Source organism: Xanthomonas arboricola pv. populi, from assembly GCF_002939945.1.
GTDB classification, from domain to species: Bacteria; Pseudomonadota; Gammaproteobacteria; order Xanthomonadales; family Xanthomonadaceae; genus Xanthomonas; species Xanthomonas arboricola_A.
In genome coordinates this window covers 98093-111789 of the sequence record NZ_MDEB01000006.1, presented here as the reverse complement: position 1 = coordinate 111789, position 13697 = coordinate 98093, and the positions used below count along the sequence as shown (strand labels likewise).

At 67.6% G+C, this 13697-nt stretch carries 13 protein-coding genes; 3 read left to right on the top strand and 10 right to left on the bottom strand.

Going from position 1 to position 13697, the window contains the following annotated elements; genetic code table 11:
- Nucleotides 1-4: 4 nt before the first annotated feature.
- From XaplCFBP3123_RS15810 to xanC, 9 genes are all read right to left on the bottom strand, one after another.
- Nucleotides 5-436, bottom strand: coding sequence for a phosphotransferase (locus tag XaplCFBP3123_RS15810; RefSeq protein ID WP_104534894.1), 432 nt, complete (start codon nt 434-436; stop codon nt 5-7).
- Complete coding sequence (locus XaplCFBP3123_RS15805; protein ID WP_104534893.1) at nt 423-2789, bottom strand: MMPL family transporter; 2367 nt, start codon at nt 2787-2789, stop codon at nt 423-425. The genes XaplCFBP3123_RS15810 and XaplCFBP3123_RS15805 overlap by 14 nt, the downstream gene beginning before the upstream one ends.
- On the bottom strand, nt 2779-3054 hold the full coding sequence (locus tag XaplCFBP3123_RS15800; protein ID WP_172453309.1) for a hypothetical protein: 276 nt from the start codon (nt 3052-3054) through the stop codon (nt 2779-2781). The genes XaplCFBP3123_RS15805 and XaplCFBP3123_RS15800 overlap by 11 nt, the downstream gene beginning before the upstream one ends.
- A 42-nt stretch (nt 3055-3096) precedes the next feature.
- Nucleotides 3097-3744, bottom strand: coding sequence for a LolA-related protein (locus XaplCFBP3123_RS15795; protein ID WP_047125017.1), 648 nt, complete (start codon nt 3742-3744; stop codon nt 3097-3099).
- Entirely contained in the window at nt 3668-4642 is a 975-nt protein-coding gene (locus tag XaplCFBP3123_RS15790; protein ID WP_016902835.1) for an acyltransferase, read from the bottom strand. The genes XaplCFBP3123_RS15795 and XaplCFBP3123_RS15790 overlap by 77 nt, the downstream gene beginning before the upstream one ends.
- Nucleotides 4639-4866 carry a hypothetical protein gene (locus tag XaplCFBP3123_RS15785; RefSeq protein ID WP_230724064.1) on the bottom strand — a complete coding sequence of 76 codons (228 nt, stop codon included), beginning with the start codon at nt 4864-4866 and terminating at the stop codon, nt 4639-4641. Before XaplCFBP3123_RS15785 ends, XaplCFBP3123_RS15790 begins: the two co-directional genes overlap by 4 nt.
- 71 nt (nt 4867-4937) lie before the next feature.
- Nucleotides 4938-5687 carry a lysophospholipid acyltransferase family protein gene (locus XaplCFBP3123_RS15780; RefSeq protein WP_026064402.1) on the bottom strand — a complete coding sequence of 250 codons (750 nt, stop codon included), beginning with the start codon at nt 5685-5687 and terminating at the stop codon, nt 4938-4940.
- Between the two features lie 52 nt (nt 5688-5739).
- Nucleotides 5740-6423 carry a ketosynthase gene (locus XaplCFBP3123_RS15775; RefSeq protein WP_172453325.1) on the bottom strand — a complete coding sequence of 228 codons (684 nt, stop codon included), beginning with the start codon at nt 6421-6423 and terminating at the stop codon, nt 5740-5742.
- Nucleotides 6424-6460: 37 nt separating this feature from the next.
- Nucleotides 6461-6730: a xanthomonadin biosynthesis acyl carrier protein XanC gene (gene xanC / locus XaplCFBP3123_RS15770; protein ID WP_011260626.1), complete on the bottom strand. Its 270-nt coding sequence runs from the start codon at nt 6728-6730 to the stop codon at nt 6461-6463.
- Nucleotides 6731-7022: 292 nt separating this feature from the next.
- Between xanC and XaplCFBP3123_RS15765 the strand changes: the two genes are divergently transcribed.
- A complete protein-coding gene (locus XaplCFBP3123_RS15765) occupies nt 7023-8405 on the top strand; it encodes an NAD(P)/FAD-dependent oxidoreductase (protein ID WP_104534890.1) in 1383 nt (460 codons plus the stop codon).
- Complete coding sequence (locus tag XaplCFBP3123_RS15760) at nt 8402-9409, top strand: pteridine-dependent deoxygenase (RefSeq protein WP_172453308.1); 1008 nt, start codon at nt 8402-8404, stop codon at nt 9407-9409. The genes XaplCFBP3123_RS15765 and XaplCFBP3123_RS15760 overlap by 4 nt, the downstream gene beginning before the upstream one ends.
- A 71-nt stretch (nt 9410-9480) precedes the next feature.
- Here XaplCFBP3123_RS15760 and XaplCFBP3123_RS15755 read toward each other — a convergent pair whose 3' ends face one another.
- Nucleotides 9481-10824, bottom strand: a complete 1344-nt coding sequence (locus XaplCFBP3123_RS15755; RefSeq protein WP_172453307.1) for an AMP-binding protein — start codon at nt 10822-10824, stop codon at nt 9481-9483.
- Between the two features lie 359 nt (nt 10825-11183).
- Between XaplCFBP3123_RS15755 and XaplCFBP3123_RS15750 the strand changes: the two genes are divergently transcribed.
- Nucleotides 11184-13544: a S9 family peptidase gene (locus XaplCFBP3123_RS15750; RefSeq protein WP_104534888.1), complete on the top strand. Its 2361-nt coding sequence runs from the start codon at nt 11184-11186 to the stop codon at nt 13542-13544.
- The last annotated feature ends 153 nt before the right edge of the window (nt 13545-13697 follow it).

Below are 13697 nucleotides of genomic sequence, written 5' to 3'. Positions count from 1 at the left end.
GATCTCAGGCCTTACCCAACATCACCGTGGCACGCCCTTCGGCGAGCAACTGCTCTGCGTGGGTCAGGCGAAAACCGTATTGCTGGCTGTCCTCGCCCTGCATCAACACCTGTGCTTCGCAGATGATCGCACCGGGCAGGTCGTCCAGATAGGTAACATGCAGGTCCACCGCGCGCAACGCCACCAGCATGCCCGGGCGCACCGGCTTGCCCAATTCCCGTCCGAGCAAGCCGCCATGCACAGCCATGGCTTGTGCACCGTATTCGCATAGATGCAGCGCGCGCAGGCAGCCATTGGAACGCAGCGGATGCGTGTCGCTGCGATGGGCATCACTGCGCAACACGATGCGCTGCGCATCCCACTCCACCACTTCTTCCCACAGGCACATGCTGCCCTGGTGCGGAATCAGCGCGGCAATCGCCTCACGTCCCTGCATGTGCATCTCCGTTTCTTGCACGTTCCAGCGCCGGCTCGCGCGACACCAGCAAGGCCAGAATGAAATTGAACAGCACCCCCAGCGCCACCGTGCTGCCGATCGCACGCAACACCGGGATACTGGACGCAGCCAACAACGCGAACACCAGCAGCGTCATCAGGCTGCACACGATCAAGGCATGCAAGGTGCGCAGCTGGTCGGCGTGATCGTCGCCGGCATGATCGAAGAACAACGCGTAATCCAGGCCCAGACCTGCCGCCAGGATCAACGCGATCAGATGGAACAGATTGAGCTCCACCCCCATGCCGCGCAGGATCGCCAGGATCAGCACCGTGGTCAGCGCCATCGGCAGCAGCACGCGCACGATCCGGCGCGGGCTGCGCAACGCGATCGCCACCGTCGCCGCCAGCAGCAGCGCGGCCAGCCCCAGCGCGCCGAGCACACGCCCACGATACGCAGCGACCAGGGATTCGGACGCGTCCTTGAGATCCAGCAGCTGCGCGCCGCTGCCTTGCACGGCGGCGGCCAGTACCGACGGATCACGCAAGCCGGTCAACGACACCAGCGCGGTGCTGCGATCGCCACGGCCCAGCAGCAGCCCGCCGACCGAGGTCGCCAGCGGCGAGCCGGCCAGGTCCTTCGGCAACAGCGGCGCGGCGCGCTTGGCAGCGTCCAGATCCTGCAGGAACGGCGCGAACGCATCGCCGCGAAACGGTGTGGCGGCCACCGCACTGTCGGTCAATGCGCGCGCTTGCCCGGCATCCGGCAACGCGGCCTGACGCGCACGCTGGGTCTTGGCGCTGGGCAGATAGCGCGCGGCCATGTCGTAACCGGTCAATGCGCCGGCGCGCACCAGGGCATCCAGGCGCGGGCGCAACTGCTCGCTGGCCTGCAGCGCTGCCTCGTCGTTGGCGGCAGGCAGCGCGAGCACGTAACGCACGTCGGGTGCGCCCAGTTCCTGCCGCAGATGCGTGTCCTGCGCTAGGGCTTTGGGCGGCACCGGAGTCAATTTCGACAGATCGTTCTGCCAGAACTGGCCGGGGGCGAACGCGATCACCGCGATGCCGATCAGCGCAATCACCGCCAGGCTGATGCGCGGCCGCGGCAGGCGCGCAATGCCGCGCCACAGCGCGGCGAGCATGCGCGAATCGGCGTAGTCGCGCGGCGCCGGGTCGATCAACCACGGCAGCAGCCACCGCGTGGTAATCGCGGCGGTCGCCAGCCCGGCGATGGTGAACACCGCCAGCTGCCGCAAGCCATCCACACCGGAAAACAGGAAGGTCACATAGGCAATGCAGGTGGACACCACGCCGGTGGCCAGCGTCGGCCACAGATGGCGCGCGTTGTCGCGCGGATCCAGACCGGGACGCTGATGGCTGAACAGGTGGATCGGGTAATCCTGCACCACGCCGATCAAGGTGAAGCCGAATGCCACGGTGATGCCGTGCACGCCATCGAACAACACCGCCACTGCAGCCAGACCGGCCAGACCGGCACTGGCCAGCGGCAGCACGCCGAGCACCGGAATCTTCCAGCTGCGATAGGCGACCAGCAGCAGCAAGACCAGTCCCACCGTATCCAGCGTGCCGATCCATTGCGCCTCGCCCTGCGTGCGCGCGGTGATTTCCACCGCAAACGCGCCGGGGCCGGTCAAGGTGAGCCGGGTCGTGCTGCCCTTGCCGACCTTGGCAAACGCCGCCTGCACCGCGTCGTAGGCCAGCTGCTGACCGGTGGGATCGAAGCCGGCTGCACGCGTCTGCACGATCAGCAAGGCCGAGGTGCCGGCACGGTCGAACCACACCTCGTTACGCGTCTGCGGCGCCGCTGCCGGCTGCAGGGTTTCGGCCAGATGCAGCACTTCCAGCGTGGGGTCGCGCGGCAGCAACGGTTCCACCAGCGCAGCCGCAGGCGAGCCCAGATCCTGCACGCGCGACTGCAATGCCGCCTGCAGGGTGTGCGCATCCAGCGGCGTGGTATCGAAACTGTCGCTGAGCAGATAGCGATACGGCAGCAGGCGCTCGGGGATCGCATCCAGCCCCGCAGTGCCGCCATTGCCGACCAGCTCGAACAGCTCCGGCTGTGCGGCCAGGGCCTGCTGCAGTGCCTGCGACTGCGCGGCCAGCGTGGCCGGGTCGCTGTTGGACAGCGCCATCAGCAACAGGCGCGAGCCGGGGCCTTCGCCGAGTTCTTCGATCAGCAGTTTCTGCGCGGGCGTGCGCGGGGCGGGCATGAATTTGCGCAGATCGCCGGTGACCTTGAGCATCTCGCTCAACCAGAATCCGGCGACCGCCAGCAAGGCCAGCCACAGCAGCGCCAGGCCGATGCGGCGGTTTGCGTTCAATTTAAACGCCATGCGCAAGCCTCGCCGTGCCAGCGGAACGTCCACCGGCCGCGCGCGCGGCATCGGGCTGTGCTGGCGCCTTTCTTTTACTGCGGGCGGGCATGAATTTGCGCAGATCGCCGGTGACGTTCAGCGTCTCGCTCAACCAGAATCCGGCGACCGCCAGCAAGGCCAGCCACAGCAGCGCCAGGCCGATGCGGCGGTTTGCGTTCAATTTAAACGCCATGCGCAAGCCTCGCCGTGCCAGCGGAACGTCCACCAGCCGCACGCGCGGCATCGGGCTGTGCTGGCGCCTTGCTTGCGCCGAGGGCGCGCTGCGTCACGCGCCCGACCCGTGGCACAGCGTGGTCAATGCCGCTGCATCGGTCACGCTTGTAGCCTCGCGCGCCGCACCGGCCAGCAGCGTGCGTTGCACGTCGCCCTTGGCCGGCAGGCTTTCGATGCAGCGCAACTCGTCATTGCGCCCGTACAGACGCAACTCGCGCACCTGCCTGGCCACGGCAGCGTCCCTGGGCTGCAGCGTCAGTTGCCAGGCCTGCGGCTGGCCCTGCCCGCTGATGCGGTAGTGCTGCTCCAGTAGCGCGCGGTCGCCGGCCAGCAACGCGCCGAAGCCGGACTTCAAGCCGGCCAGTTCGGGCACCCGGCTCAGCGAAAAACGCCGCGGCGATTTGCCCTCGCGTTCCAGCACGCCTTCGTCGCCTTGCAATGTGGTGGTCTCGCGATACGGCGCACTGACCTCGCGCACCAGGGTCTGCGCATCCGGGCGACGGTAATGGCCCTGCACGCGCAGCGGCGTCTTCAGCAGGGCCGAGCCACGCAGTTCGACGAACTCGGTACTGACCGGTGCGGGGCGTGCCAGGCGCTGCAGCACCTGGCCGACGTCCAGCGTCTCAGGCGGTGCGGCGCATAGCGGTGCGGCGCTGAACAGCAGTATCAGCATCCACGACAGGGTGCGGCACATCGGCATGGTGGGTGTTCCAGAAATCGTAGAAGTTGAACCAGTTGTACGGCGCGTAGCGCGTGTAATGTTCCAGCCTGGCCGCGTAATCGCGCATGAGTACCGCCAGCACCGGCGCGCGCTGGCGACGCGGCACGTCCAGGCCTTCGCTGAAGGTCTCGAACGCCAGCTCGTAATGATTGCCGCCGCGATACAGGCCGAAGGCCAGCACCACCGGCACCTTGAGCGCCGCGGCGATCAGCCACGGCGAGGTCGGGAACATCGCGTTGCGGCCGAGGAACATCGTCGGCAACGCCGGGTCGCCCTCGCGCGGGCGATCGATCAGCAGCGCCACCAGCGCACCGGCGTCGGTGGCGTCCTTGATCGCCATGACGATCGAGGTCGCGTCCATGCCGGCATCGATGATGTTGGCCGCCAGCTGCGGATTCAGCGCGCCCAGCAGCTCGGTCATGGCGCGGTTGTGCGCCTTGTCCAGCACCACCTTGACCTGCACGTCCGGCCGCTCGGTGGCCAGCACGCGCAGCGCATCGAAGCTGCCCAGGTGCGAGCCGAAGATCAGCACGCCGCGGCCGCGGTCCATCTGCGTATGCAGCTGATCCAGCCCGGTGATGTCGACCCGGAAGCGCTGCATCTGCCCGCACAGCATGTACACGCGGTCCAGAATCGTCGAGGCGAAGGTGTGGATATGCCGCGCCACGTCGCGTAGCGTGGCCGGGCGATCCAGCACGCGCGTCAGATAGGAACGCGAGGCGCTGCGCTCGGGCGCACGCACCAGCAGGAAGTACAGCGTGATCGGGTACAGCAGCGCGCGTCCCACCGCGCGCCCTGCATGCTGGGCAATGCCGCGGATCAGCCACAGCGCGAACCGTCCACCGCCTTCCGGGCGTTGCTTCCACTGACTGCTCATCGCGCCGCCTCCGCCACCAGTTCGCCGCTGACCAGCAGCTCGTCGGCGCGCTGTACGCGAAAGCGCCAGCGCGGGCCGACGCCGTCCAGCGTGACCGATGCCATCTGCCCGGGCAGCAACGGCTGCACGAACTTCACCTGCGGCAGGCGTGCCGCGGCACGTGGGCCATATGCGGCCTCCACCGCCTGCAGCACGTGGTCGAGCACGACCACGCCAGGCACCACGGGACGCCCCGGAAAGTGCCCGGGCAGGCAGGGATGATCATGCGGCACGACGAAATCCATAAGCAGGCAACTCAAATCCTGGGTTGAAGCATCGCAGCCACGGCGTTATGTGCCTGCTCGGTCAATTGCTGGCGATCCGGCGCATCCGGCCCGGTCACCGGGATCGGATCGCCGATACGCACACGGATGATGCCCGGGCGCACCCTGAACACACCCTCCACCGGCAGCACCTTTCCGCAGCCATCCACCGCTACCGGCACCACCTGCACACCAGCATCGATAGCGGCCTGCAATAGCCCGGCCTTGAATGGCAACAATGCGCCGCTGCGGCTGCGGGTGCCTTCGGGAAACAGACACAACTGTTTGCCCTCGCGCAGCAGCGCGGCTGCTTGCCGGCGCACCATCGCCCCGGCACGCCGGCTGTCGCGGTCCAGGAACAGCATGCCGGTGGCCCGCGCATACCAGTTCACGAACGGCACCTTGAGCATTTCGTCCTTGAGCAGGAACCGCAGCGGCACCGGCAAGGCGTAGAACAACGCGCAGATATCGATGACCGACTGGTGGTTGCTGACGAACAGATAGTTCCTGGACCAGTCCACGCGCTCGCGGCCTTCCACGATCACCTTGGCACCGGCGCCGCGAAACAGCACCGGCGACCACATCCAGGCGCCCATGCGCAGCAGGCGGTCGGCGTCGCGCGTGATCGCCAGCAACGCCAGGGCATAGACGATTCCGCCAGCGGTAAACGTCAGCGTGAAAGCCAATTGCAACAGATTGAACACGGCCCACGCCAGGCGCGACGGCATCCCTGCCAACGGCATTTTTGTCTTGTCCCCGAAAATGTGCACGTCCGTCGCTGCCCTGGCCACGCACTCAGCGCAGCAGATCGCGCCAGAATTCCGGCCCGAGCCGCGCCATCTGGCGCAAGAAGTCTGGCAGATTACGATAGGGGCGCTGTGGAAACCAGCGGCCGCGCAATAGATATTCGCCCACGAAGAACCCGCCAACCACCCCGTACGCCAGCAGATTGGCGAACAGCGACGCGCGCGCGTCGCTGATCGGCAGCGGCGAGGCGTAGCCCAGTTGCGCCAGCATGCCACTGGGTTCGGCGCACAGGCCCAGCACCAGGTTGACCAGGGTCAGCGCGCATAGCAGCAGCGCCCAGGCCAGGGTGAGGCGGCGCGTGTAGCGGTATTGCTCCGGGCTGATCGGCATGCCGGCCTGGCGATACAGCCCTTCGACAATGCGGCTGATCAACGGCGTGCGCCCGCGGCGCAGGCTGCGGCCGAAGAACCAGGCGATCCAGCCGGTGAACACCACCGGCGGCGCGGCCAGCACCAGCATCGCGTACGGCGAGTGCCACAACGCGCTCAGGCCCAGCACGGCCGGCACGGCCAGCGCCCAGGCCCAGGCCCGGCGCGCGACCATCGGTTCGATCAGCACCATCAGCACCAGCAAGCCACCGGCGATGACGGCCAGGTCCGGGCGATGGCTGGCGTTGGCCCAATGCGCCAGCGGCGAATACGCCACCGCCAGCAGCACGCCCAGCCCCAGCACCCACGGGGGCGCATCGGCAGGCGCTGCAGTTGGCAGGTCAGACGGTCTTGTTGGCTTCGACATGCGCCGACAATGCGCGCAGCGACGCGAAGATGCGACGGTTCTCGTCATTGTCCGAGCGCAGCTGGAAGCCATAGCGCTTGCTGATCGCCAGCGCCAGTTCCAGCGCGTCGATCGAATCCAGTCCCAGCCCGGTATTGAACAACGGCGCCTCCGGGTCGATGTCGGCGGGCTGGACGTCTTCCAGGTTCAGGCTTTCGACCAGGAGTTCGGCCAGTTCACGTTCGGCAGCGGTTTGCGAGGACATCCAGAGAGCTTCCAGGTGAGGGTCGGGCGACAGATTCGCAGCGAAATTACAAAACAACCACCACAGCGTCGCAGGCAACCGTCGGGTCGGCATGGGCGATGTTGCGGAACCACAGACAGTGTACGTTGCCGTGCCGGCCGATTCCGAGCACTCGCCAGGCCGGCCTTGCGGCCGCATTGTCGATGGTGTCGATCGTTCTGCAGCAGCGATTCGGCGGCCGGCATACCTGTCCGGGCCGCCGGTCAGGCTATCATGACTGCATGACGCTCGCCCGCTGCAGGTTCGTTCCAGGATGACTTCCACCGCTGTTGGCCCGACCCCGACCGCCAAGCCGGCAGCCGGGCCGGCTCCCGGACCCGAGTGCCCGGATGTCCTGATCATCGGCGGCGGGCCGGCAGGCTGCGCGGCCGCCATCGTGCTGGCCCAGCAGGGCTGGCAGGTGACCTTGCTGGAGAAGGCGCAGCATCCGCGCTTCCATATCGGCGAGTCGCTGCTGCCGATGAACATGCCGATTCTCGAACGCCTGGGCGTGTTGGAAGACGTGCGCGGCATCGGCGTGCTAAAGCGCGGCGCGGACTTTCCCAACGACAGCGGCGGCTACAACACCTTCCGTTTTTCGCATGCACTGGGCGTCAAGGCCGATTTCGCCTTCCAGGTGCCGCGTGCGCAGTTCGACCATGTGCTGTTCGCGCGCGCGCGGGCGGTGGGCGTGGATGCGCGCGATCAGGTCAAGGTCGAAGCGGTGGAGTTCGACGGGCAGCAGCCGGTGCTGCAGGCACAAGGCGTGGCGGGGGTGCAGCAGTTCCGCCCGCGCTATCTGCTCGACGCCAGCGGCCGCGACACCTTCCTGGGCAACCGCTTCAAGCTCAAGCGCGCCAATGCCAGACATCAATCGGCCGCGCTGTTCAGCCATTTTCGCGGCGTGGCGCGCCGGCCGGGCGAGGATGCCGGCAACATCAGCATCTACCGCCACGCGCATGGCTGGATGTGGCTGATCCCGTTGCCGGACGACATCATGAGCGTGGGCGCGGTCTGCTATCCGGAATACATGAAGAGCCGCAAAGGCGACAGCGAAGGCTTTTTCATGCGCACGCTCGCGCTCAACGCCGAGCTCAACGCGCGCATGCTCGGCGCCGAACGCGTGGCTCCGGTGCATGCCACTGGCAACTACGCCTACGAATGCACGCGCATGTCCGGCCCGCGCTGGTTGATGCTGGGCGATGCCTACACCTTCGTCGATCCGATGTTTTCGTCGGGCGTGTTCCTGGCCATGCACAGCGCCGAGCGCGGTGCGGCGATGGTGGACCAGGCCCTGCGCATGCCGCAGCACGAGGCGAAACTGCAGCGCGCCTTGCAGCGCGAACTCAAGCGCGGCGTGGACGAGTTCAAGTGGTTCATCTACCGCTTCACCTCGCCGACGATGCGCGCCCTGTTCGCGCAACCGCGGAACACCTGGCAGATCGAAGAAGCGGTGGTGGCGATGCTGGCCGGCGATGTGTTCGACAGCCCCAAGGTACGCCTGCGCCTGCGCGCGTTCCGCGCCATCTATGCATTGACCACCTTGTCGATGATGCCGCGCGCCTGGCAGTCCTGGCGCCAGCGCCGACGTCAGGCCACGCTCGGCTTCGACGGCGACACCCTGCAACGCGACACGCAACGACGAGACACCCGATGACCGCTTCCCAGGCCCAGACCACGCACAGCGTGCGCCATCCCCGCCTGCAGGTCGACTATGTCGATCAGACCGACCCGTCCGCATTGCTGGCCGACCCGCAGGTGCTGGCCGTGTTCGGCTTCGGCACTGCGGCGCCGCGCCTGGACGACCCACGCTACCTGCGCGTGCCGCTGCAGCCTTATCAAGCCAACGTGCTGGAAGTGTGGCGCAGCGATGCAGCGGTGCACAGCGGCCGCGACGGCAACATCGCCTGGGCCAGCGACGGCCGCCTGCAGTTCGGCGTGATCGAAATCGACGAGCAGGATGTCAATATCGAAGACGCCGCCGCCAAGGCCTATGCGGAGATCACCGCCTTCGTCACCGGCAGCCAGACTCCGCGCCTGCTGCGTATCTGGAACTATCTGGACGCCATCACCCTGGGCAGTGGCGACCGCGAACGCTACCGGCAATTCTGCGTGGGTCGTGCGCGCGGGCTGGGCGCCTTCGACACTGCGCAGCTGCCAGCCGCCACGGCGGTGGGACGCTGCGATGCCGAACGCGTCATCCAGATCTACTGGCTGGCCGCCAGCGACGCCGGCACCCCGCTGGAGAATCCACGCCAGGTCAGCGCCTACAACTACCCGCGCCAATACGGCCCGCAGCCGCCGAGTTTCGCGCGTGCCATGCTGCCGCCGGCCGGCAGCGACATGCCGCTGCTGTTGTCGGGCACCGCCGCCGTGGTCGGGCATGCCTCGATGCACACCGGCCAGTTGCTGGCGCAGCTGGAAGAGACCTTCGCCAACTTCGATGCCCTGCTCGGCGCCGCACGCCAGCACGCCCCCGCCCTGCCCGCGCAGTTCGGCGCCGGCACCCGCCTGAAGGTCTACGTGCGCGAGCAGGACGACCTTCCCAGGGTCGCGCAGGCGCTGGACGCCCGCTTCGGCGATGCGGTGCCGCGTCTGCTGCTGCACGCGGTGATCTGCCGCGACGAACTGGCGGTGGAGATCGACGGGGTGCATGGGTGAGCGACTGCGGGCGTCAGTGCTGATGCCCGCTGCAGCCACGCGGCAACAATGCTGCGTGGCGAGACCTGCGCTCAGCCGTTGAGCAAACCCAGCACTACATCGCGTGGCAGCTTGCCGGTTTCGTTGCGTGGCAGGGCGGCGAGTTTGCGCAGGCGGCGCGGCAGGAACACCGGGTCGACGCTGACGCGCAGGGCGGCGAGGATCTGCGCCTCGTCCAGGGTCGGGGCGACCACCAGTGCGGCGATGCGGCCGACCGCCTGACCGGGGTCGGGTGCGAGCTGCACGATGGTACCGTCGACGACGCCGGGGATGGCCAGCAGGCGACGGGTCAGATCGGCCAGCGAGGCGCGTTTGCCGGCGATTTCCAGCAGATCGGCCTGTCGGCCGCGCACCTGGAAACGGCCGTCGGCGGCCACGTCCATCATGTCGGCCAACAGGACCGGCGTGGCCAGATGCGGCGCGTGCACCAAGGTGCCTGCCGCCTGCGTTTCCAGGCGGACACCGGGCAGCGGTGTCCACGCCGCCTCCAATGCGGTGCGGCGCACGGCGAACACGCAGGTTTCGGTGGAACCGAACATCTCGCGCACCTGTCCGCCAAACCGCGCCTCGGCGGCAGCCGCCACGTCCTGCGCCAACGGCGCAGTAGCCGACACGATGCCGACCAGCGGCGGCAACGCCACGCCCGATTCCACCAACGCGCGCAGATGCACCGGCGTGGTCACCAGCACGCGCGGGGCAGGAATATCGGCCAGCGCGCGCGCCACATCGTCCGGGAAGAACGGGCGGCCCGCATGCACCGCAAGCTCCGTCACCATCGGCAGCAGGACCGACAATTCCATGCCGTACATGTGCTGCGGCGGCACCGTGGCGACCACGTGCGGCACCGCATCGGTGTGCGCCCACAGGCTCTCCAGCGCGACCAGATCCTGACGCGTGCTGGTCAGGAAGCTGCCCCAGGTCTTGGGGTTGGGTTGCGGGCTGCCGGTGCTGCCGGAGGTGAAGCCGATGGCCACAAGGGCGTCGTCGGCCAGCTGCGGGATCGGGCCTGCGGCCTGCGGCAACTCGGCCGGCAGCTGCCAGTAGCGCGGCGGTGCCAGCTCCAGCGCAAGATCGCCCAGGCAGTAAGCATCGGCATGCCGCGACTGCACTTCGCCGACCACGGCCGGTGCGCGCGAGGACGGCAGCAGCGACACCTGCCCGCGCAGCGCGCACGCATAGAACGCGACCATGAAGCGATAGCGGTCTTCGCACAGGTTCACCGCGTGGCGACCGTCCGGCAGCTGCTGCGCCAGGCCATGCACGTGCGCGATGAAGGTGGCCAGATCGACCGGCCGCCCCGCGCGCCAGGCCAGCGGCCGGCCAGGCGCGCCGACGGCCATCGGGTGGGAAACGGCAGGAACAGGCAGGCTGGACATGGGAACCGACAATCGCAAAGCGCGCTAGCTTGGCCGCCACCTGCCCTGCTGGCAAGTCGGGAGGTTTCCGGCTGCGCGGCGCTGGCCGCGGTTCGGAACCTCGGGCGAAGGCGTGCGTGAAGCAGACTGCACGTCGTCGCTGGCGCGGTGCGCGGCGTGGAGTGCATCGAGCGGATGCGCTGACATCGGCCAACATGCGCGCACCGCATCTGGTCGCGTCCGCCAGCCGCGAATGCCTTGCCTCTTCGATGACGCACTCGCCGCCACCGCGTCCGTGACCTGTGGCCCAAGCCCCCGGTGGAAGCGAGCTGCTAGGCTTGTCCGCTCCTCGTTGCGTCCAGTTGTCACCGATGCCCAGATTGTTGCCGCTGTCCTTGTTGTTGCTGGCTGTCACTGCGCACGCGCAGTCCGTCGCACCGCTCACCATCGAACAGGTGATGGCCGATCCGGACTGGATCGGGCCGTCGGTGGATCAGGCCTGGTGGCAGTGGGACGGCAAACAGGTGCAATACCTGCTCAAGCGCGCTGGTTCCCCGGTGCGCGACACCTATCGTCAGGGCGCCGGCGGCGGCAGCGCCGAACGCGTGGCCGACAACGCACGCGCCGGCCTGGATGCGGATAACCCGAGCTACGACGCGACCCGCCAGCGCATGCTGTTCGCGCGCAATGGCGACATCTTCCTGCGCGACCTGCGCTCCGGCGCGCTGACCCAGCTGACCCGCAGCAACGAGGTCGAGTCGCGGCCGCAATTTGCCAGCGATGGCGGCGCGATCTGGCGCGCGGGCAACAACTGGTACCACTGGCGCGCCGACGCCGGCACCGCGCAGGTGGCGGTGGTCAAGGCCGAGCGCGATCCCAACGCTGCGCCCAAGGCCGACGTGTTGCGCGAGCAGCAACTGGCCACGCTGGCCACGCTGCGGCGCGATCGTGAGCAGCGCGATGCGTTACGCACGCAGGAAGACACCTGGCGTCGCGCCGATGCCACGCGTGCGGCGGCACCGGTGTATCTGGGCGATGAGGTGGAGATCGTCGACAGCGCGTTGTCGCCGGACGGCCGCCATCTGCTGGTGGTCACCCAGGCCAAGCGTGCCGAAGCGGGCCAGGCCGGCAAGATGCCCAAGTACGTGACCGAATCCGGTTACGAAGAATTCCAGGAAGTGCGCACCCGCGTCGGTCGCAATGCACCGGTGGCGCATGCGCTGTGGCTGGTGGATGTCAGCGCCGGCACGGCAAGACCGCTGTCGTTCGACACGCTGCCGGGCATTGCCACCGACCCGCTGGCCGCGCTGCGCAAGGCCGCCAAGAAAGAGACGCTCAAGGGCAACCGCGCCGTGCGTGTGGAAAGCGATGGCGACGGCAGCGGGCCGGCGGTGCATTGGAGCGATGACGGGCGCAATGTGGCGGTGGAGATTCGCGCGGTGGACAACAAGGACCGCTGGATCGCCAGCGTGGACCTGGCCGAGGCCACGTTGCAGCCGCGGCATCGCCTGAGCGACAGCGCCTGGATCAACTGGGACTTCAACGATTTCGGCTGGCTGCCCGACAACCGCACGCTGTGGCTGCTGTCGGAAGAATCCGGCTATTCGCAGCTGTACACCGTGGAAGGCAACGGCAAGCCGCGCCAGCGCACGCGCGGCAAGTGGGAAGTGTCGATGCCGGTACCCAGCGCCGACGGCAGCAGCATGTTCTTTCTGTGCAATCAACAATGGCCGGGCGATTACGAGGTGTGCAAGCTGGATCTGCGCAGCGACCAGCTCACCGAAGTCACTGCCTTGAATGGCGTGGAAGGCTTCCGTCTGTCGCCGAACGGGCAGCAATTGCTGGTGCGCTATTCCGGCAGCTACCTGCCACCGCAGCTGGCGGTGGTGCCGGCCGCGGGCGGCCAGGCGACGGTGCTGACCGACACCCGCACGCCCGCCTTCAAGGCGCAGCCGTGGATCGCGCCGCAGTACGTGCAGGTACCGTCCCGGCATGGCGCCGGCACGGTCTGGGGCAAGTACTACGGGCCGCAACACCCCGAACCCGGCAAGCAGTATCCGATCGTGATGTTCGTGCATGGCGCCGGCTATCTGCAGAACGTCTCGCAGCGCTACACGCCGTATTTCCGCGAGCAGATGTTCCACAACCTGCTGGTGCAGCAGGGCTACATCGTGCTGGACCTGGACTACCGCGCCTCGGAAGGCTACGGCCGCGGCTGGCGCACCGCGATCTACCGCAACATGGGCCACCCGGAGCTGGAAGACTATCTTGACGGGCTGGACTGGCTGGTGACGCACAAGCAGGGCGACCGCGCGCGTGCCGGCATCTACGGCGGCTCGTACGGCGGCTTCATGACCTATATGGCGCTGTTCCGCAGCCCCGGCACCTTCAAGGCCGGCGCGGCGCTGCGTCCGGTCGGCGACTGGATGCAGTACAACCACGAGTACACCTCCAACATCCTCAACACGCCCGAACTCGACCCCGACGCGTACAAGACCTCATCGCCGATCAACTACGCCGACGGACTGCGCGACCATCTGCTGATCGCGCACGGCATGATCGACGACAACGTGTTCTTCAAGGACTCGGTCGACATGACCCAGAAGTTGATGGAGCTGCACAAGGACAACTGGCAGGTGGCGCCGTATCCGCTGGAACGCCATGGCTTTACGCGTGCCGATTCGTGGCTGGACGAATACAAGCGCATTCTCAAGCTGTTCAATGAGCAGGTGAAGCCGTAAGCCATGCCGCTGCGAGCGGGCGATGCGTGGTGCATCGCCCGCTCGATGACATGTCTTCCAGCGGCAGCATCCGGATGCTGCAGCAAGCACCAGGTCAGCCACGTCGCACACGTGGTGCGCTACTGCGTTACGCATCGCCGCGCGCCAACACGC